General features: G+C 69.0%; 23 protein-coding genes. 13 read left to right on the top strand and 10 right to left on the bottom strand.

Going from position 1 to position 19,618, the window contains the following annotated elements:
* The 9 genes from VKV26_23595 to VKV26_23555 form a co-directional block, all read left to right on the top strand.
* The coding region (locus VKV26_23595; GenBank protein HLZ72900.1) for a hypothetical protein at positions 1-478 on the top strand (478 nt) is incomplete at its 5' end.
* 65 nt (positions 479-543) lie between these two features.
* A complete protein-coding gene (locus tag VKV26_23590; protein ID HLZ72899.1) occupies positions 544-1,335 on the top strand; it encodes a fumarylacetoacetate hydrolase family protein in 792 nt (263 codons plus the stop codon).
* Between the two features lie 84 nt (positions 1,336-1,419).
* The gene (locus VKV26_23585) at positions 1,420-1,878 is read left to right on the top strand and encodes a maleylpyruvate isomerase N-terminal domain-containing protein (GenBank protein HLZ72898.1); all 459 of its coding nucleotides are present in this window, start codon (positions 1,420-1,422) and stop codon (positions 1,876-1,878) included.
* A gap of 60 nt (positions 1,879-1,938) precedes the next feature.
* Positions 1,939-2,691: an aldolase/citrate lyase family protein gene (locus tag VKV26_23580; GenBank protein ID HLZ72897.1), complete on the top strand. Its 753-nt coding sequence runs from the start codon at positions 1,939-1,941 to the stop codon at positions 2,689-2,691.
* A 78-nt stretch (positions 2,692-2,769) separates the two neighbouring features.
* A complete protein-coding gene (locus VKV26_23575) occupies positions 2,770-3,909 on the top strand; it encodes a cobalamin-independent methionine synthase II family protein (GenBank protein HLZ72896.1) in 1,140 nt (379 codons plus the stop codon).
* Between the two features lie 76 nt (positions 3,910-3,985).
* On the top strand, positions 3,986-5,524 hold the full coding sequence (locus VKV26_23570; protein ID HLZ72895.1) for a 4-hydroxyphenylacetate 3-hydroxylase N-terminal domain-containing protein: 1,539 nt from the start codon (positions 3,986-3,988) through the stop codon (positions 5,522-5,524).
* Between the two features lie 196 nt (positions 5,525-5,720).
* A complete protein-coding gene (locus VKV26_23565; GenBank protein ID HLZ72894.1) occupies positions 5,721-6,149 on the top strand; it encodes a MarR family transcriptional regulator in 429 nt (142 codons plus the stop codon).
* Positions 6,150-6,301: 152 nt separating this feature from the next.
* A complete protein-coding gene (locus VKV26_23560) occupies positions 6,302-6,511 on the top strand; it encodes a hypothetical protein (protein HLZ72893.1) in 210 nt (69 codons plus the stop codon).
* 103 nt (positions 6,512-6,614) lie between these two features.
* Entirely contained in the window at positions 6,615-6,767 is a 153-nt protein-coding gene (locus tag VKV26_23555) for a hypothetical protein (GenBank protein ID HLZ72892.1), read from the top strand.
* Between the two features lie 55 nt (positions 6,768-6,822).
* Here the strand turns inward: VKV26_23555 and VKV26_23550 are convergent, their stop codons facing one another.
* The 6 genes from VKV26_23550 to VKV26_23525 all read right to left on the bottom strand — a co-directional run bounded on the left by VKV26_23550 (position 6,823) and on the right by VKV26_23525 (position 12,074).
* Positions 6,823-8,040: an acyl-CoA dehydrogenase family protein gene (locus VKV26_23550; protein ID HLZ72891.1), complete on the bottom strand. Its 1,218-nt coding sequence runs from the start codon at positions 8,038-8,040 to the stop codon at positions 6,823-6,825.
* Positions 8,041-8,151: 111 nt separating this feature from the next.
* A complete protein-coding gene (locus tag VKV26_23545; protein HLZ72890.1) occupies positions 8,152-8,565 on the bottom strand; it encodes a PIN domain-containing protein in 414 nt (137 codons plus the stop codon).
* Complete coding sequence (locus VKV26_23540) at positions 8,558-8,827, bottom strand: AbrB/MazE/SpoVT family DNA-binding domain-containing protein (protein ID HLZ72889.1); 270 nt, start codon at positions 8,825-8,827, stop codon at positions 8,558-8,560. Before VKV26_23540 ends, VKV26_23545 begins: the two co-directional genes overlap by 8 nt.
* Positions 8,828-8,913: 86 nt before the next feature.
* A complete protein-coding gene (locus tag VKV26_23535) occupies positions 8,914-10,803 on the bottom strand; it encodes a WD40 repeat domain-containing protein (GenBank protein ID HLZ72888.1) in 1,890 nt (629 codons plus the stop codon).
* A 106-nt stretch (positions 10,804-10,909) separates the two neighbouring features.
* Positions 10,910-11,278 (bottom strand): hypothetical protein, encoded by a 369-nt coding sequence (locus VKV26_23530; GenBank protein ID HLZ72887.1) that lies wholly within the window; start codon positions 11,276-11,278, stop codon positions 10,910-10,912.
* A gap of 322 nt (positions 11,279-11,600) precedes the next feature.
* On the bottom strand, positions 11,601-12,074 hold the full coding sequence (locus tag VKV26_23525; protein ID HLZ72886.1) for a group II truncated hemoglobin: 474 nt from the start codon (positions 12,072-12,074) through the stop codon (positions 11,601-11,603).
* A gap of 115 nt (positions 12,075-12,189) precedes the next feature.
* Here VKV26_23525 and VKV26_23520 point away from each other — a divergent pair, with 115 nt between their 5' ends.
* Positions 12,190-12,312 carry a hypothetical protein gene (locus VKV26_23520; GenBank protein ID HLZ72885.1) on the top strand — a complete coding sequence of 41 codons (123 nt, stop codon included), beginning with the start codon at positions 12,190-12,192 and terminating at the stop codon, positions 12,310-12,312.
* A gap of 193 nt (positions 12,313-12,505) precedes the next feature.
* On the opposite strand, the gene VKV26_23515 is transcribed toward VKV26_23520, so the two are convergent.
* Positions 12,506-12,928: an ester cyclase gene (locus VKV26_23515; GenBank protein HLZ72884.1), complete on the bottom strand. Its 423-nt coding sequence runs from the start codon at positions 12,926-12,928 to the stop codon at positions 12,506-12,508.
* A 134-nt stretch (positions 12,929-13,062) separates the two neighbouring features.
* On the opposite strand from VKV26_23515, the gene VKV26_23510 reads away from it, so the two are divergent.
* The 3 genes from VKV26_23510 (at position 13,063) to VKV26_23500 (ending at position 17,609) form a co-directional block, all read left to right on the top strand.
* Positions 13,063-14,160, top strand: coding sequence for a LuxR C-terminal-related transcriptional regulator (locus VKV26_23510; protein ID HLZ72883.1), 1,098 nt, complete (start codon positions 13,063-13,065; stop codon positions 14,158-14,160).
* A 254-nt stretch (positions 14,161-14,414) separates the two neighbouring features.
* Positions 14,415-16,991: a M1 family aminopeptidase gene (locus VKV26_23505; GenBank protein ID HLZ72882.1), complete on the top strand. Its 2,577-nt coding sequence runs from the start codon at positions 14,415-14,417 to the stop codon at positions 16,989-16,991.
* Between the two features lie 123 nt (positions 16,992-17,114).
* Entirely contained in the window at positions 17,115-17,609 is a 495-nt protein-coding gene (locus VKV26_23500) for a carbonic anhydrase (protein ID HLZ72881.1), read from the top strand.
* A 93-nt stretch (positions 17,610-17,702) separates the two neighbouring features.
* On the opposite strand, the gene VKV26_23495 is transcribed toward VKV26_23500, so the two are convergent.
* From VKV26_23495 to VKV26_23485, 3 genes are read right to left on the bottom strand one after another with little or no spacing between them, the layout of a single operon-like run.
* On the bottom strand, positions 17,703-18,155 hold the full coding sequence (locus VKV26_23495) for a hypothetical protein (GenBank protein HLZ72880.1): 453 nt from the start codon (positions 18,153-18,155) through the stop codon (positions 17,703-17,705).
* A 20-nt stretch (positions 18,156-18,175) separates the two neighbouring features.
* The gene (locus VKV26_23490) at positions 18,176-18,478 is read right to left on the bottom strand and encodes a zinc ribbon domain-containing protein (GenBank protein ID HLZ72879.1); all 303 of its coding nucleotides are present in this window, start codon (positions 18,476-18,478) and stop codon (positions 18,176-18,178) included.
* Between the two features lie 41 nt (positions 18,479-18,519).
* Positions 18,520-19,590 (bottom strand): hypothetical protein, encoded by a 1,071-nt coding sequence (locus VKV26_23485; GenBank protein HLZ72878.1) that lies wholly within the window; start codon positions 19,588-19,590, stop codon positions 18,520-18,522.
* Positions 19,591-19,618 lie beyond the last annotated feature (28 nt).

Genomic DNA, 19,618 nt, shown 5'->3' with positions numbered 1-19,618 from the left:
GATGTTAGGACTGGGGCTCGCCTCTTCCCACGCGCCGGGCATGTGGCGGCCGCCTTCCGAGTGGACGCACTTTCTCGAACGCATGCCGGATGAGATCAGGAACTCGCTGCCGCAGACGGCCCGGCAGGAGATCGCGTCGCTGGAGCTGCGGCAGGACTACTACCGCCGCATGCACGCCGCCTTCGCCACGCTGCGTGAGCAGGTGCAGACCTACCGCCCCGACGCGCTGATCCTGATCGGCGACGACCAGGGCGACCTGAACGCGCTCAAGCACCTGTTCACCTTCGACTCAGACAGCCTGCGTTCGGGCACGGGCGAGGTGCGCGCCTGGATCAGCGTGGCGGCGGCGATGGCGCGGCCGGCGAAAGTCGTGGAGTACGTGCCGGCGCACTGCACCTTCACCGGCTGCGGCTTCGTCTACTGGCCGTGTGCAGGGAATAGGGAACAGGGAATAGAGGGGGTAGCTGGTCGAGGGTGACGGCTTACCTTGGACGCCCACCCCTTCACCCTGCACCCTGAACGCTCACTCGCACGGGGGAAGCGATGAAACTGAACGACGCGCAGCACAGGAAGGCCGCGGAGGCGCTGTTCGCGGCGGAGCGCGACCGGACCCCGATCGAGCCGATCACGGCGACCTACGAAGAGGCGGACATCGAGGACGCCTACCGCATCGGCATGCTCGTCACCGAGCTGAAGCTGGCCGCGGGGCGGCGCATCAAGGGGCATAAGGTCGGCCTCACTTCGAAGGCGATGCGCTCACTCAACAACGCCACCGAGCCCGACTACGGCACGATGTTCGACAACTGGTTCGTGGCGGAGGGCTCGATCATCGAGATGGCCCGCCTCAACCGGCCGCTGGTCGAGGTCGAGCTGGCCTTCGTGCTCAAGCACGACCTGCCCGGCCCTTCGGTGAACGCGGCCGACGTGATCCGCGCCACCGACTTCATCCTGCCGGCGCTGGAGATCGTGGACAGCCGCTTCAGCCGGCGCGGCACCCGCGGCGTGATCGACAGCGTCTCCGACGCCGCCTCCTGCGGCCTGGTCGTCCTGGGCGGCAACCCGCGCCGCCTGGACCAGCTCGACATCCGCCGCATCGGCGCCAGCCTGGCCAAGAACGGCGACATCGAGGAGACGGGCGTCGCCTCGGCCGTGATGGGCAACCCGATCAACTCCGTCGCCTGGCTGGCGAACAAGCTGCACGAGTTCGGCGTGACCATGGCCGCCGGACACGTCGTGCTCTCCGGCTCGTTCATCAAGGCGATCCCCTTCGGCGCCGGCGACACGCTCACCGCCGTCTTCGACCAGCTCGGCGAGGTCAGCTGCACGTTCAGGTGAGAGGTTACAGGTGACAGGTGACAGTCCCGGCCATCCCCCCTGTAACCTGTAACCAGTCACCTATCACCTGACGCGGGGTGAGGCATGGCCGAGGACAGAGAGGCGCTGCTGCAGCACTACCGGCAGATGCGGGCGGAGCTGCTCGCCGCGATCGACGGCCTCTCTGACGCGCGGCTCAGCGAAGCGACGCTCGACGGCTGGTCGGTGAAGGACCACCTGCTGCATCTCGCCCTCTGGGACGAGCTGCGGGCGAGCGAGGTGGAGCGCATCTCCGCCGGGCACGACTCCGCCTGGCGCATGGCGGGCGAGCAGGATGCGGTCTACAACGCGCTGGCGCACGAACTGCGGCTCGGCCTCTCGCCCGCACAGGCGCGCTGGGAGCTGGCGCGCTCGCACGAGCGGTTGCTGGCGGCGATCGCGGCCGCCGGCGAGCGGGGCCTCGATGCCTCACGCTACGGCGAAGCGGGGTTGGTCAGCCGGCACGAGGCGCAGCACACGGGCTGGATCCGGCGCTGGCGGGGCGAAGTCGAGGGTGGAGGGTGAAGGGTAAAGGGTGAAGTCCCCTCTACCCTTCGCCATTTACCCCAATTGATGGAGGATGGCATGCGCGCAAACGCGGCCCTGGAGAAGTGGCGGGCCGGCGAGCCGGCCTACGGCGCCTGGCTCTCGATTCCCAGCTCGCTCTCGGCGGAGGCGATCGCCCGGCAGCGCTACGACTACGTGACCGTCGATATGCAGCACGGCGCGATCGACTATCAAGAGGCCGTGCACATGCTGCAGGCGATCAGCGTCGGCGAGGCCTCGCCCTTCGTGCGCGTGCCCTGGAACGATTTCGGCATCATCGGCAAGGTGCTGGACGCCGGCGCCATGGGCGTGATCATTCCCATGGTCAACAGCGTGGAAGAGGCGAAGCTGGCCGTCTCCGCCTGCCGCTACTTCCCGGACGGCGCCCGCAGCTTCGGCCCGGTGCGCGCCGGCCTGTACGCCGGCCCTGACTATTTCGCCCACGCCAACACGGAAGTCGCCTGCATCCCCATGATCGAGACGCGGCAGGCGTACCAGCGCATCGAGGAGATCCTCTCCGTGCCGGGCATCACCGCCGTCTACGTCGGGCCGGCGGATATGAGCATCACGCTCGGCCTGCAGCCGCGCATGGACAACGGCGGCGAGTTCGAGGAGATCCGCCTCGGCGTGGCGAAAGCCTGCGCGGGCCACGGCGTCTTTCCCGGCATTCACGCCAACGCGGGCCTGGCGGCGAAGCACGTCGCCGCCGGCTACAAGATGATCACGATCAGCAGCGACATGGGGCTGATCGCCGCCGGCGCCGCCGCCGACCTGCGCACGGCGCGAGGTTAGGGATTCGGGGTTAGGGGGTAGGATGTGCGGACGTCGGCCCCTAACCCCTGAAACCTACTCCCTGAGATGGAACGTGCCATGGCCGATTCGATTCGCGCGGACCAGGTAGGCAGCCTGCTGCGGCCGCCCGAGCTGCTCGAAGCCCGCATCGCCCACGCGGAGGGCCGCCTAGGCGACGAGCAGCTGCGCGAGCGCGAGGACGCGGCGATTCTCCAGGCGCTGGAGCTGCAGCGCCAGACGGGCATGCCGATCTTCACCGACGGCGAGTACCGCCGCGCGATGTGGCTCACCGGCCTGCCCGCGGCGGTCGAGGGCTTCGTCGCCGGGCGCATTCCGCTGATCGGCGACTGGCGCGACCTCAAGACGGGTGAGATCGACCGGCCGCAGCTCTCGGCCTCCTCGCGGGCCACGGGCTGGGCGATCGGCGGCAGACTGCGCGCCCGCGGCCGCTTCACCGGCGTCGAGTCGGCCTTCCTCAAGCAGCACGCGCCGGGGCCGTACAAGATCACGATGCCCAGCCCGACCTGGTTCCTGCGCTCCTACCAGCGCGGCCTCTCCGACGCGGCCTATCCCACGGCGGAGGACGCGCTCGGCGATCTCGTCGCCATCGTGCGCAGCGAAGTGCAGGCGCTGGTCGCGGAAGGCGTGCCCTATATCCAGCTCGACTCGATCCGCTACGTCTTCGACTTCGCCGACGAGACGCATCGCCGCGAGTGGCAGGAGGCGGGCGTCGATCCGGACGCGGCCGTGGCGCAGAACGTGAGCGCCGACAACGCCGTGATCGCCGGCCAGCAGCGCGACGGTGTGACCTTCGCCCTGCACATGTGCCGCGGCAATAACCGCAGCCACTGGTTCGCGCAGGGCAGCTACGACCGCATCGCCGCGGCCGTCTTCCCGCACCTGAACTTCGACCGCCTGCTGCTCGAGTACGACAGCGCCCGCGCCGGCGGCTTCGAGCCGCTGCGCTTCGTGCCGCGCGGCAAGACGGTCGTGCTCGGCCTGATCTCGACCAAGACGCCGGAGCTGGAGCGGCAGGACGACCTCATACGCCGCATCGACGAGGCGACGAAATACGTGCCGCTGGAGAGCCTCGCGCTTGGGCCGCAGTGCGGCTTCGCCTCCGTCTCCGAGGGCAACCTGCTGACCTGGGACGAGCAGCGGCGCAAGCTGGATCTGCTGGTAGAAACGGCCCGCCGGGTCTGGGGCCAGGGTAGGTGACAGGTGACAGTGAATGGGGGGAGGGGACTGTAACCTGTAACCAGTAACCTGTCACCTGTAATCTCAGGAGGACGCCGTGCGAACGGGCGCTGAGTACCGTGAGAGCCTGCGCGACGGGCGCAAGGTCTGGGTCATGGGCGAAGGCCGCATCGACGACCTCGCCATGCACCCGGCGACGCGCGGCATGGTGGCGGAGTACGTCGCCTGGTACGACCGCCACTTCGACCCGGCCTGGCAGGAGATCCTCTTCACGCCGCCCGTTGCCGAGGGCCAGCGCACGCCGCTCGCCTACATCATTCCCCAGTGCGCCGACGACCTGCGGCGCATGGGCCGCGCCTTCTCGGAGACGCTGCTGCTCAGCGCCGGCAACATCACGCACGACGCCGCCTACGGCAACCTGATCGCGCTGGGCATTCTCGACGCCACGCAGCGCATGCACGTCTCGGAGGAGCAGATCGCCAACGCCACGGCCTACCGCGAGCTGATCGCCCGCACCGGCCGTTTCCTCACCTTTTCCGCCGGCGGCGCCACGATCGGCTATCGCTTCCGCGAAGACCCGACCGAGCGCGCCGCCCTGCGCATCGTCAAGGAGACGGACGGCGGCGTGGTGCTGCGCGGCAAAGTCGGCATGCACACCAGCCCGCCCTTCGCCGAGGACATCTACATCGGCAGCTTCTGCGGCGTGCAGTACGGCGAGCACATGGCCACGTTCGTCGTGCCGGTCAACGCGCCGGGCGTTACGGTCGTCTGTCGCAAGATCGCGGCGCGGCACACGAGCCGCTTCATCGCGCCGCTCAGCCACCGCTTCGACGAGCTGGACGGCCAGCTCTGGCTGGAGGACGTGTTCGTGCCCTGGGAGCGCTTCTTCCTCACCGAGAAGGCGCCGGAGCCGGACAAGCCGCGGCGGCCGGACCCGCGCGGCTCGATTGCCGAGTGGCTGTTCTGGCACCAGCTCTACTGCTGGCTGTCGAAGGGCGAGTTCGCGCTCGGCCTGGCGCTGGCCTGCATCGATGCGATGGGCCTGCGCGAGGACCAGCCGACGCAGGAGTATCTCACCGACATGCTGGTGGACGTGCAAACGGTGCGCAGCTGCCTCACGGCGGCGGAGCTGGACCCGGACGTGAGCGTGGCCGGCTACGCCAAGCCGAACAACCTGCACATCGCCACGGGCAGCATCGCCATGCAGCAGGCGCGGCAGCGGCTGACGGAGATCCTGCGCATCCTGCCCGGCTCCTCGCTCGTCGTCGCGCCGGCGGACAGCGACCTGGCCGACCCGGAGATGGCGGCCGGGCTGGAGGAGTCGTTCGGCGGCGGCGGCTACACCGCCCTGCAGCGCTCGGCCCTGTTGCAGCTCACCTGGGACCATATCTCCTCCGGCCTCGACGGCCGCGAGTCGGCCTTCGAGCTGCACTGCAACGGCGGCATTCCCGCCTGGCGCTCGCAGGCCCGCGCCCGCTTCAGCCGCTACAACGAGCTGGCGAACGGCGTGCTCAAGGCGCTCGAACTCGAGATGCCGCCGATCGATGTGTCCGGCCTGCGCGAGGTGGCGCGCATGCCGCGGCGCCAGGTGGCGGTGAAGGAACCGGGAACAGACGAGGTGACAGGTGATAGGTGACAGGTTACAGTCCCCACCCCTGTCACCTGTCACCTGTCACCTGTAACCTGTCCGTATGGATGGTTGCGACGACAACGGCCGGCCAGGCGCCGTGCCGGCTCAGGGCGCAGTGCCGGCCCCTGCTCCCTCCGCCCTGCGCCCTGCGCCCTCCGATGAGCGGCTGGAGGCGTGGCGGGCGTTTCTCACGGCGCATTCGGTGCTTACCGACCGGCTCGAGGCGGAGCTGCTGGCCGAGCGTGGGCTGCCACTGGCCTGGTACGACGTGCTCTTCCAGCTTTCGTTGGCGCCCGGCGGCGAGCGGCGCATGCAGGAGCTGGCCGGCGCCGTGCTGCTCAGTAAAAGCGGCCTCACCCGCCTGGTGAGCCGCATGGAGCAGGCGGGGCTGGTGGAGCGGCGCCCCTGCCCCACCGACCTGCGCGGCACGATCGCAGCGCTCACGCCCGCCGGCGCCGCCACGCTGCGCCGTGCCCGCCCCGTGCACCTGCGCGGCATCCGCGAGCACTTTGCCCGCCACCTCAGTGACGAAGAGGCGCGGACGTTGCGTGCTGCTTTCGGGAAGCTGCTGGCCGAAGCGGGGCGCGAGGACCGCTCGGACGCGGTGAATCCCCGCTCCGGGGATGAGTAGCGAGCGCCAAGACACGAAGTGCCCGGTGTCGCGGCCTCGGGCCGTCGAAACACGACGGCGGGTGTCGTGTTTCACCATGCACTCTGGGAGCGAAAGCAGCGAAGGTTGAGGAGCGTCGGCCCCATCCGTCGTGCCGCCCGCTGGGACGCCGCTTGCCTCTACAAGGCGGCCGCACCCGGCAGCGCCGCGGACAGCGGACCGCTGCTGCCGGCGAGATCGCGGCGCCGAAGCGCACGGTCGAGCGCGAGCGGCTGCTGGAGAGTGCTGCCGCCGGGGCCACCTGGTATCAGTGGTGGATTCGGCCGGGGGAGCCGGCGGAGGTGCGGGCGTTCATCGGCCGCGGCCCCCTGCGGATCGACTGAGCCGCCGTGGCCGGCGCCCGCCGCCGGAGCTATGCGAAAAATCGCGGGTGTCTGCTACCCTGTTCTTGTGCGGCGGCGCGCCGTAGTGCCGGAAGGTCTTGTCATGGTCACCATCTTCGTCATCGCCATCGCCCTGGTGCTACTGCTCGCGGCGCTGCCGACGCTGCCGGCCCAGATGCGCAACGGCTCATGGCTCGGCGGCGCGATCGCGCTGCTGATCGCCGGCGCCATGGCCGTGTACCTGGTGGAACGGTGATCGGGAACGGTACTGGGTAGACGGGCAAGCTAAACCCTCCACCCTTCACCTTCCCTCACACGCCGAAGTCCCAGCTCATCCCTTCGTGGTACCGCTTGAGGATGTTGCGGGCGACGACGATGCGGTGCACCTCGTCCGGCCCGTCGGCGATGCGCAGCGTGCGGGCGCCGCGGTACATTGCCTCCAGCGGCGTGTCGCTGGAGACACCCATCGCGCCGTAGACCTGGATCGCGCGGTCCACCACCCGCTCCAGGCAGGCGGGCACGAAGACCTTGATCGCGGAGATGTCGGTGCGCACGTCCAGCCCGGCGTCGATCTTCTGCGCCGTCTGGATCGTCATCAGCCGCGCCGCCTGGATGTCGATGTAGCTGTCGGCCAGAAAGCCCTGGATGAACTGCTTCGTCTCCAGCATGCCGCCGTGCACCTGGCGCGTGATCGCGCGGCGGGCCATCAGGTCGAAGGCGCGCCACATCTGCCCCACGCAGGACATGCAGTGGAAGACGCGCCCCGCGCCCAGCCGGTCCTGCGCCGCCTGGTGGCCGCTGCCGCGCCGGCCGAGCTGGTTGGCCAGCGGCACGCGCACGTTCTCGTACAAAATCTCGCAGTGGTCGCCGCCCTCGTGGCCCCAGACCGGCACGCTGCGCACGATGTTGAAGCCGGGTGCGTCCGTCGGCACGATGATCTGCGTCATGCGCTCGCGTGCGCCGGCGCCGTCATCGTCGTCCTCGGTGCGGCAGACGACGATGGCGAAGGCGGCGCGGCGGGCGTTTGAGGTGAACCACTTGTGGCCGTTGATCAACCAGTCGTCGCCGTCACGCACGGCGCGCGTCTGGATTGCGTAGGGGTCGGAGCCGGGCTGGTCGGGCTCGGTCATGGAGAAGCAGGACTCGATCTCGCCGCGAATCAGCGGCCAGAGCCAGCGCTGCTGCTGCTCCTCCGTGCCGTACTTGATCAGCACCGTCTCGTTGCCGGAGTTGGGCGCAACCACGCCGAAGATGCCGCCGGAGTAGGGGCTCCAGGCCAGCACCTCGTTCATGTAGGCGTGGCCCAGGAAGCCGATGCCCATGCCGCCGTACTCTTTCGGCAGGTGCGGCGCCCAGAGGCCGTCGTCCTTCACCCGCTGCTGCAGCTCGCGGTAGAGCGCCTGCCGTTCCGGCCCCGGCCCGCGCAGCCGCGGCTCTGCCGGAATGACCGCGCCGTCCACGATCGCGGCCGTGCGACGGCGAATATCGTTGATCTCGCCTGAGAGGCCGGGGATGTCGGCGACCTGCATGGCTGACTCCGGGCTAGATAGCAGCTCGCTGGTAAATAGCAGCTCACTGGTAACAGGTGACAGGGTACAGGGAATCGGGACCAGGGAACAGGATGGCGACGGTGCAGGTCGTCAGGGCTCGCGCCGCTGGATGTCAGGGTAGCGGTCGAAGCCCTGATCATACGAATACAGCGTCGTCGAGCCTCGCTGCCGCATGTAGGCGACGATCAGGGCATCGCCGAAACCAGACGTCGAGTTCGCGTACAAATTGAGTGCGGCAAGCACGATCTCGCGGTCCTCGATCCAGAAGCCGGACAACGAAAGGATGGGCAGCAAAAGCGTTCGAATATGGGCCCGAGTGACATTGTACAGTCGCGGCGAAGAGAGCACGAACACCGCGTCGGCGATGACAGTTTCAGGCGCCATCGCGGTCAATTCGCCACCGCGGATACGGTTGAATAGATTGAATGCCGCCTGTTGCTTTGCAGCATCATCGCCAGTCAAGAGGCGCACAATTACATCGGTGTCGATGACGGGGTCAGCCACCATGTCCGCCAGACGTGACGCAGGCGGCATCTTCACGTGCGATTTTCAGCACTTCATCCCATGGCAGCGGCTTGCTCAGTGAGCCGGCGGCACCGCGCACTGATTCCAGTGTCGGACCGTTCGACCTGATTACGCGCACACTGCCGTCATCGTCAATCAGCCACTCCACCGGGTCATTGGCGCCCACGCCCAACTGCCGCTGCACTTCGGGCGGGAGAGCGACCATGCCGTCGTCGGTGATGGTGGATATCGCGCTGCGCATGCAGGACTCCCTTGGCGACGCCTAGCCGGCTGCTGCAGGGCATAGTGTATCAGCGCCGCGGCGCCAGCAGAGAGGCGCAAGTGAATTCAGGCGCAAGGAACCGCCAGCGGGCCCAGGGCGAGGATGCGCTCGTCGTGGATGCGGAAGTGGTGCGCGGCGCCCGAGCGCCCCCAGGTGATGAAGTCCCAGGGATAGAGGTGCGCGTCGCCCGTAGCGTCGAGCCAGGCGATGCCCTTGGAGTAGTCGATCTGGTCGCGCACGACGTCCAGCCTGGCGCCGGTATTGAAGTCACAGAGGGCGATCGTGCACTGGTAGCAGATCAGCAGCAGGTACTGCCGGCGCGCGTCCCAGATAAAGTCCTCGACCGTGTTCTGCATGCCGGTCACCAGCGGCACGGGCGTGCCCGAGCCGAGCGTGTAGCGCCAGATCTCGTCCGAGCTGCCGAAGAGCAGCGTCTGCGAATCGACCCAGCGGATGCGCTTCACGCGCTGGCTTTCGCAGGTCTCGACCAGCGAAAAGTCGGCGGCGGAGAGGATATGGACTTTGGTGGAGAACTCGGCCACGGCCAGCAGGTTGTGCGTATGGTTGTAGGCCAGCGCCCAGAGCGGGCGCGGGAACGGCTCGCCCCCGGTTTGATAGGTGAGCTGCACCGTGCCGGAGTCGAGGTCGATCTTCAGCGCCCGCCCGTCCTCTGTGACGGCGAACAGGTCGCGCCCGGCGGGGTCCACGGCGATGTCGCGCACGGCCGAGCCGAGGGCGATCAGCCGCCTGAAGGCGCCGTCCCTGCCGATCCAGATCTCACCGTCCGTGCGGGCCAGGATCAGCTCACCGCTCGCGGGGTGGCGAACCATCCGCTTGGTGTAGGTGTCGGCCGGCAGTTCCGTCTCGATGCGCTCGCGCTCGTAGCGCGGCGTGCGCGCGATTGGGTCGATCCCGGTCAGGCGGAAGCGCGCCAGATCCGACCCTTCGCCGGCGGCAACGATGTCGCCGCCGGGCAGGCTCACCATGCTCCACAGCGCCGCCGGCGTCTCTTTGATCACCGCCAGCGTGCAGCCGGTGTCGACGTTCGCCTTGTAGAGGCCGCCGTTGCGGCTATGCACGATCAGTGTGGATGGTGAGCGTTCCAGCGTCTTCGCCCAGATGCACTTGTAGCCGGGGCTGTAGACGACGCCCTTCGCCTCGCAGGTTTCGGGGTCGATCTCGTAGACGTTGCGGTCGAAGCTGGTGGCGAAGGCGCGCCGCGAGACCTTGTTGTAGGTCACGTACTCCATCTCGTCGTGCGCGAAGCGGTCGCCGCTGATCGGCTCCGCGTCCGAGCAGACGTCGACACGGGCCACGCGCCCCGCGTCGCTGGCGATCAGGTACGTGGTGCCCTCAATCGGGTCGGCCCAGTGCGCCACCGTGTCCCAGAAGGTCCAGCGGCGCAGCTCGCGGCCGCGATCGCTGAGCACAAGCGTGGCGTCGCGCCCGCCGCTCAGCACCAGGTCGGTGCCGCTGACGTAGCGCGTCATCTGCACGTCCCAGTCGCCATGCAGCCGCATGCAGGAGAGCAGCCGCAGCGCGCCGCTGTCGTCGAACTCCAGCTCCAGCACGCCGCCGTTGCCGTTGCGCGTCACCAGCCGCCGCTCGGTGTCGTGGAAGCCGAGGGCGACGCTGTGCGAGAGGATGGGCGGCACGCAGCCCTCGTCGTTGGCGCAGGGGATGTCGCGCACCGAGGCGTAGGCCAGCGGCGCGAGCGAGCCGTCCTCGCCATACGTCCAGAGCGAGAGGCAACGGTCGGTGGCGAAGGCCGCGAGATACGGCAGCGACGGGTGCACGGCGATCGCGCGCAGCACGCCGCTGTGCGCCTGCACCTCGCGCACAATCGAAAACGTGTCGATGTCGATGACGGAGATCTGACCCGAGGTGTTGCCGGCGAACAGCCAGCGCTCACGCGGATCGGTCCAGAAGCACTCGTATCTGCGGGCGTTGATCACCGCGACCACCTGGAGATAGGGAGTAGAGAACAGGAAACCGGGAATAGGGACGAGAGGGCGCAGGGCGAAGAGCCCGCGCCCCTGCGCCCTACGCCCGGCGCCCGTATCAGAACCGTGTCGGCGGCACGGAGGCCCGGATCTGGAAACCGTAGTTGACCGGCCGGGCGATCTGGCTCAGCTCCGCCGGCACCTGGGCGCTGCTGATGCCCGTCAGCGTGGGGAAGAGGGCGGCGAACGGCTGCACGGTGTAGCCTGCCACTTCGGCCGGTTCGAGTTTCTTGTCCCAGCCCTCCAGGCTGCGCTGCTGGACCAGCCGCTCCAGCACGTACTTCATCTCGGCGTTGTCCAGCTGCGTGGGCAGCGCCCTTCTCAGCGCTTCGAAGGCGCCCGAGAGGGCCGCCAGCGCCTGGTCGCCGCCCGACGTGTCCGCCAGCCAGCGCAGGGCCTCCTGGACCTTCTCCAGATCGAGGTTCATGACCGATCACTCCTCTGGTGCTGCAATGCCTGCGGGTGCCGTGAAACGCGGTGCGTGCATTGGGAATGTCGCCGGAGCGAATCGGCGCGGCGAACATCGCCGCCCCTGCCCGGCAATGGAGGCCGGCGGCCGCCGGCCCGGCGCGTGAACGGGGTGCACCGTCCTGAATCTAGAAGGGCGGGGATGGCCTGTCAACGGAAAAGTTGCGTTCGAACAAGGCGCATTTCCGCGCCGCACGCGCGCAGCGCGATCTTCGTTGAATCGCGGTTTGGACGAACGAACGGGGCGCGCTGAGCGGCCCAGCCCGCCAGGATGGGCCGAGCTACGGCCGGTACGGACCACCGGGCACGCCCCAGCCCCAGCGCGGCATCGGCGTGTCGGGGCTCTCGTCGCCGCCCTGCTGCGAGGTGATCGCGGCGATGCGCGTACCCCATTCCAGATAGGCGACGAAGGCGGAACGGAACTCGGGGTCGGCGGGAAAGCCGGCCTCGTTGGCGCTCTGGCAGAGCAGATCGAAGCAGCGTTGTCGCTGCGCCTCGCTCAGGCGGCGGTTCAGATGCTCGTGGATCATCGTGGCGTGGCCGCCGCGCGCTTGTGTGTAGAGCGGCGGCCCGCCGAAGACCTCGGCGATGAAGTGGCCGACGCGGTTGGCGTGCTCGGGCGAGATCGCGCCGAAGACCGGCGCAAGCAGCGAGTCGTGCGGCACTTTCGCGTAAAAGATCGCGGTCAGCTTCTCGAAGGCGGGCAGGCCGCCGGCCCACTCGAACAGGGTTGGAACAGTCGTTGCCTCAGCCATCGCGGCCTCCTGCGAAGTTCGCTCGCGCCTGCGCGCGACGATCCGATCGTAGCGAAGCCGCACTTGCCTCGTCTGCCGGGCAAAGCGGCGGGGTCATACGGGCAGGAAGCAAGAGGTGGACGACGATTGGTTACACTTCAGTGCGCAGGCGTCTCTCAATAAACGCCTGGCTCTCGGCTTCGTCGGCCGCTGCTCGCCCGAGATGCACAAGATCGGCCGCAGTCAGCGGTGCGATTGACCCGATCTCCGCGCGCCGCGCGCGAATTCTCTCCAGCGCAGCGCGCCGCTGGGCCAACTGCTCAGGAGTTGGCTGCGGGAAGAGCCTCATGCAGGCCGCGCGGCATAACCTGTCGGCGGCCGATGGGACGAGCCGCCAGGCTCCGCGCGGAACGCGCCCACCGGTCCCCGTAGCTGGTGGGCGCGTCGAATGGTCAGCGGGCAGCGAGCGCGGGCGCCGGGACGGCGCCGAGCTGCTGGAGCATGCTCAGCGTGTCGAACGACCCACGGAACTCCGCGATCTTGCCGTCGCGGATGCGGTAGAACACCACCCCTGGCACCGTCACCTGCCGCCCCGTGGCCGGAATGCCCTGGAACTCCCCGCGCTGGGTGCCCCGCCCCGTCCAGCGCTCCGCGACCCGCTCCCCCTCCGCGATCAGCTCTTCCGGCGTGGAATACCAATCTGGAAACGCGCTGCGCAGCACGGTGTTGAACGCCTTGAGGCCGGCGATGCCGCCCACCTCCGGCTGGTGGATCACGACATCCGCTGTCATCAACTCGTCCGCCGCTGCCAGGTTCCCCTTGCCCCAAAACTCGTCGACGAAGCGGACCACCAGCGCCTTGTTCGCCTCGGACATGACGTGTGCCTCCCTCGCGGCTGACGCGGCCGTACCGTGCGGCCGTCTGGTAGCACTGTCCGCCAACCACCCGGGCATCACCATTCCAGAAAACTGGTATACCGGCGGCTAGTAGCGCGGCATAGGATACCGCCATGGCGCTGCATCAATCCGCTGAGCGCACCCGGCGCGACCTCATCCGCCTTAGCCACTCGGGGTTGGAGGGGCGAGCGCTCCTGCGCGAGGCGCTGGTGCGGCTGCGGCGGGCCGTGCCGTTGGAGGCGTTCTGGGCCGCGACCACCGACCCGGCGACGGCCCTGTTCACCGGCTCAGTCGTGCAGGGCATCCCTGAGGCGGCCACGCCCCTCTTCATGGCCAACGAGTTTCTCGACGACGATGTCAATCAGTTCAGAAGGCTCGCCCGCGGGCCGGTGACGGTTCACAGCCTCTATGCCGCCACCGACGGCGCACCGGTGGTTAGCCCGCGCTACCGCGATATCCTGGCGCCCATGGGCCTGGGCGACGAACTGCGCGCCGCATTGCGCGTCGGCGAAGGCTGCTGGGGAGTGCTCTGCCTCCACCGGGAGCTGTCCCCCACGGGCTTCAGCGAGGAGGAGGAGGCCCTGCTTCATGGCCTGGCGCCCCACCTCGCCGAAGGGCTGCGCGCCGCGGTGCTGCTGGGGAGCGTGGACACCGCTCCGGTGGCGGCCGGTCCAGGGCTGCTGCTGCTGGCCGACGACTTCTCCGTCGTCGCCATGACGGCGGCGGCACAGGCGATGGTCGAGGAGATCGCCGACTGGCCGCTGCGACGCGAGCTGCCCCAGGCGATTACGGCCGTGGCGGCGTGTCTGCAGCGGCTGGAGCGCGATGCCGAGGCGCCGTACGACCTGCTGCCGCGCGTGCGCATGCAGACGCGCGCCGGCCGCTGGCTCGTCGTGCACGCCTCCCGGCTGGCGGGGAGCGGCGTCGAGCCGGGCGGTCAGATCGCCGTGATCCTGGAGGCCGCACAGCCCCTGGAGATGGCGCCGCTCGTGCTGGCGGCGTACGCGCTGACGCCGCGCGAGAGGGAGGTCGCGACGCTGGTGCTCGCGGGCCGCTCCACGGCCGCCATTGCGGCGACGCTGGTGATCTCGCCGCTCACCGTGCAGCAGCATCTGAAGGCGATGTTCGAGAAGCTGGGCGTGCGCAGTCGCCGCGAGCTGGTCGCGCGCCTTCTCGGCGCGCACTACTCCCCACAGCGGGCGCCCGTGTAGTGGGCCTGTCGTCTGTGCATCCATCTCCGCATCGCCTGCGCGAGCGGGTATGGCTTCCCTCTCGAAGCCGAGGCCTCTGGGGCGCGCCGTCCAGAGAAACGGCGACAAACTCGTCCGCTCCTGAGCCAGTTCTGTCCGGTCGTCTGCATCGAAGGTTCGCTGGTCAGACCACCGCCGGCGTTATGGTAGGCTGAACGCAATCCCATCTAGCCGGCGGCGCGCCGCGCGCTGCCCGCGAAAGGCGTTTCGCCGCCATGACCAGCGCCACGCAGGCCGACCTCAGCCGCTACCGGCTCCCGGATGACGTTGTGCCCAGCCGCTACGACCTCACCCTGCGGCCCGGCATCGCCAACGCCCGCTTCTCCGGCGAGGAGACGATCACCGTCGCAGTCCGCCGGCCCACGCGCACCGTGGTGCTCAACGCCAAGGAACTGCAGATCCAGTCCGCCGAGGCGCTGCACGACGGCCTGGCGCCGCTCGCGGCGAGTGTGGCTCTTGACGAAGAGCTGGAGCGCGCCACGCTCACCTTCCCAAGCGAGCTGGCCGCCGGCGCATGGAAGCTGCGACTCCGCTTCACCGGCGTCTTGAACGACAAGCTCAAGGGCTTCTACCGCAGCACCTACAAGGACGAGCACGGCGTCGAACACGCCATCGCCACCACGCAGTTCGAGTCCACCGACGCCCGCCGCGCCTTTCCCTGCTGGGACGAGCCGGCGTTCAAGGCCGTCTTCTCCGTCGTACTGATCATCGACAAGGACCACGCCGCCATCGCCAACGGCTCACCGAAGAGCGAAAGCGTCGATGCGGCAGCGGGCACGAAGACCGTGGTCTTCCACGACACGCCCATTATGTCGACGTATCTCGTCGCCTTCATCGTCGGCGCCTTCGAGGCGAGCGACCCCGTGGACGTGGAGGGCATCCCCCTGCGCGTCTGGTGCGCGCCGGGCAAGCAGGCGTTGACGCCGTTCGCCATCAAGGCCGGCGCCCACGCGCTCGCCTTCTTCATCCACTACTACGGCATCCCCTATCCCGGCGCCAAGCTCGATATGCTCGCCATCCCCGACTTCGCCTCGGGCGCCATGGAGAACCTCGGCGCGATCACGTATCGAGAGGCGCTGCTGCTGCTGGACGAGGGCAAGGCGACCTACAACGAGCTGGAACGCGTGGCGACGGTCGAGGCGCACGAGATCGCGCACATGTGGTTCGGCGACCTGGTGACGATGCAGTGGTGGAACGGCCTCTGGCTGAAAGAGGCGTTCGCCACCTTCATGGAGATGCTCGCCGTCGACGACTTCCGCCCCGACTGGGAGATCTGGACCAGCTTCGCCATCAGCCGCGCGGGCGCGATGCTGATCGACGGCCTGCGCAGCACCCGCTCGATCGAGTATCCCGTGGTCAGCCCCGACGACGCGCAGGGCATGTACGACGTGCTGACGTACGAGAAGGGCGCGGCGGTGCTGCGCATGTTGCAGCAGTATCTGGGGCCGGAGAACTTCCGCCGCGGCATCAACAACTACCTGACCAAGCACCAGTGGGCCAACGCCGAGACGACCGACCTCTGGGACGCGCTGGAAGAGAGCACAGAGGAGCCGGTGCGGGCGATCGCCGATTCGTGGATCTTCCAGCCCGGATATCCGCTGGTCAGCGTCGAAGAGCGCGGCGGAGAGCTCGTACTCTCGCAGCAGCGCTTTGTGTACCAGCAGGAGGGCGAGCCGCTGACGCAGCAGTGGCAGGCGCCGGTGGCGCTGCGCATCGCGGCGCCGGGCGGGGCGCGCGAGGAGAAGGTGCTGCTCAAAGACGGCGAGGCGAGGCTGCCGCTGCCCGCGAGCGCCGGCGCCGTCGTCGCGAACGCGGGCGGCAATGGCGTCTACCGCGTGCGCTACTCTCCCGGCCTGCTGGCGAAGTTGACGGCCGACGTGCAGGGCACGCTCTCCGCCGTCGAGCGCTTCAACCTGGTCAACGACAGCTGGGCCAACGTGCAGGCCGGCTACACGCCGCTGGCCGAGTACCTTGACCTCACCGGCCTCTTCAAGAACGAGCCGGACCGCAACGTCTGGTCGATCGTGATCGGCTCGTTCGCCGGCGTGCGCCGCATTCTGCCCGAGGCCGCCCTGCCCGACTTCGAGCGCTTCGTGCGCGGTCGGCTTGCGGAAGCCTACGCCACGCTGGGCTGGGAGCCGGCTCCGGGCGAGAGCGACCTCACCCGCCAGTGGCGCGGCCAGATCCTCGGCGCCATGGGCACGCTGGGCAACGACGCGGCCGCGATCGAGAAGGCGCGCGAGCTGCACCGCCGCTTCACGGAAGACCCGGCGGCGGTCGATCCAGAGGTCGCGGCGGCCTGCGTCGGCATCGCCGCCAACGCGGGCGACGCAGCGGTCTACGACGACTTCTTCGAGCGCTTCCGCACGGCGAAGAACCCGCAGGACGAGCGCCGCTACCTCTTCTCGCTGGCCGGCTTCCGGCAGCAAGCCCTGATCGAGCGGACGCTGGGCCACCTGCTCGACGGCAGCATCCGCACGCAGGACGCGCCCTTCGTGCTCTACTCGCTGCTGCTGAACACGGACGCGAGCGCGGCGGCCTGGGACTGGATCGAGCAGCACTGGGACGAAATGCTGCGCCGCTTCCCCGACAACAGCATCATCCGCATCGTCGAGGGCATTCCGGCGCTGAGCACGCCGGAGCTGGCGGCGCGGGTGGAGGCGTTCCTCGCCGCGCACAGCGTGCCCGGCGCCGGCAAGCGCCTCGACCAGAGCCTGGAGCGCATGCGCATCGCCGTCGCCTTCCGCGGGCGCGAGGCGGCCGGCCTGCCCGCCTTTCTCGCGCGGCAGTAAGCCCTCGCGTCGCGCCGCACGGAGGTGCCCGGCCGGCCGCCGCCGCGCGGGCTTTGTTGACATCTTCGACCGATATACTACCATTTACGCGAGAACGCCCCGCCGCTACGGGAGGACGGCGCCGTGCCCGAACGTGATGTCATGCTGGACGCCAACCAGCGCTTTGCCGCAGCGTTTGACCAGGGCGGCCTGCCGGCGCCGCCGGCGCGGCATGTGGCCGTGCTGACCTGCATGGACGCGCGGCTGCACCCGGCGAAGTTCCTCGGCCTCGCGATCGGCGACGCGCACGTGATCCGCAACGCCGGCGGCCGCGCCTCGGACGACGCGATCCGCTCGCTGATCATCTCCTCGTCGCTGCTGGGCACGCGCGAGTACCTGGTGATTCACCACACCGACTGCGGCATGCTGACCTTCACGAACGCGCAGTTGCAGCAACAGCTCAAGCAGGAGACGGGCGCCGACGCTTCAAGCATCGACTTCTTGCCCTTCTCCGACCTGGCGGAGAGCGTGCGCGCGGACGTGCGCACGCTGCGCGCATCGCCCTTTATCGACAAGGCGATCGCGATCTCCGGCTTCATCTACGACGTGAAAACCGGCCGGCTCCAAGCCGTCGAGTAGCTTCGCGCAAACATCTGCGCTACCAGGATCGACGCCCCGCGCCGCCGCAAGAGCGCGGGGCGTTTGCTGTCCGGCCAGCGGCGCAATAGAGACTCAGCCGCCGGCGGCGGGCGCGGGCAGCGCAAAGCTGGTCTCGAGCCGGGCCGAGAGGTCGAAGAAGCGCTGCAGGCTCTGGTTGAAGCGGAAGAACTTGTCCATGCGGTAGCCGTCGCCCAGCGCGTTGATCGCCAGGCCGTCCGGCAGCTTCAGGTCGAGCGTGTTCAGCGTGCAGTCCAGGCCGGCGCCGTCGTTCTGCCTGATGTCCTCGATCATCGCCTGCCAGCGCGCCGGCTCCATCTCCAGGTAGAAGTCGAGGTCGCGCAGCTCGTCCGTCTCGATCTCGCGCACGTCGCGGATCGTGAACACATCGAAGACGAGGCTGAAGTTGCGCTCGCCGATGCGGCAGCCGACGATCGCGTCGACGCGCCCGAACTTGCGGTAGGTCTCGTCGGCCATCGCCAGGTCCGCGACCTGCTGGAACCATGCGACGGAAGGGAACACGGGCATCGTCTTGCTCCGGGAATCAGTCAGAAGTTGATCGGATCGCCGGGGTCGGCGGCGCGGTCGAAGGGCGTCATGCGCTGCAGGTGGCGCATCGGGTCGGCTTCCGGTGTGTTGCGGATCGCCTCGTCCACTTTGCGGTAATACTTCGGGTCGAGCTGTTCGAGCTTCGTCTGCTCCGAGCGGTAGATGGCGAAAGGCGTGAACACGCGCTCCAGCTCGGCCGAGCCGCAGGCCTCGCATTGCACCGTGCGGCCGCTGTTCAGCCGCCGCTCGAAGACCTCGGTGCGCACCTCGCAGCGGCTGCACTGGTAGACGTAGATCGGCATCGTGGCTCCCGAATTCCGCCTCAGCCGGCGTAGGGGCGGCTTCAGCCGCCCAGCAGCGCCGCGAAGTTCGACGCCAGCCCCGGCCGCCGGTCCACACCGATCCAGTCGAGGCTGCGCAGGTAGTCGCGCACGTAGTCGCGCCGCAGCCGCGCCACGGTCTGCATGCCTGCGTCCATGCCCTGCACTCCGCCGCCGAAGAGGCAGGCCAGCGCCTCCCACAAGACCGGATCCGCGTCGTCGCGGCCGGCGAACGCCTCGGCCTGCGCCAGCCCCACGTTCAGGTTGCGGGCAAGGCCGGTGACGTGGTTGACGGCGTATTTCAGGTGCTGCATGGCGTAGGCGATGTGCCGCGACGCGTCCTGCAGCGCCCGCCGGCCGATCAGCAGCTCCACCGGTGTAGGCGCGAAGGCCGCGAGGTAGCGGTAGAGCGTGCGCGTGAAGGTGCCGCGCAGGATGTGCAGCAGCAGCGAGGTCTCGGTCCAGCCGGCGCGGCTCTCCAGCAGCAAACGGTTGACCTGGCCGGGGCTCTCCAGCCCCAGGCCGCCGCCGTTCACCATCGCCCGCTTGCGGAAGACCTCGAAGTGGCGGCCGGCGTCGAAGTTCTCGGTGGCGAGGAAGACCTTGACCTCGTGGTAGCCGTAGGACATGAGCTGCAGCCAGCTGGAGACGACCTCGACCTCGATCGAGGCCTGCTGGCTCAGCTCGGTCGCCACCTGGCAGATCGCCAGCTCCACGTCGTCGCGCAGCCCGCGGCACTCTGCCCAGGGGAGGCCGTCGGCCGAGGCCCACCGGCGCGAGATCGCCTCCTCGTACAGCTCGGCGGCGTTGTCCGCCCAGAAGTCGGACTTGTTGCGCAGGTAGTAGCCGCCGACGGGCGCGCCGGCGGTGCCGGGTGGGCTGAAGGAGCCGCGCGGCATGCGCGAGCGGTCCTCCCAGTAGTCGGGGATCTCGCCGTAGGCGCCGACGTTGAGCGCGCCGAGCGTGAGGCCCCCTTGCGGGTGCACCGGCGCCCGCGTGCCCCACTGGATCGTCATGCTCTTCCAGCTCAGATCGGGGCGCGGCGGCGCGGCGGCCGCGGCAGGAGTTTCGTCTTTGGCGCGTTCCTGGACCATGGGGTTGTGTCCTCACTTGTGGCGGGGT

This window comes from Dehalococcoidia bacterium (assembly GCA_035310145.1).
GTDB lineage: Bacteria > Chloroflexota > Dehalococcoidia > CAUJGQ01 > CAUJGQ01 > CALFMN01.
Note: the sequence above shows the minus strand (reverse complement) of the source record. Positions and strands in the feature narration are given on the sequence as shown.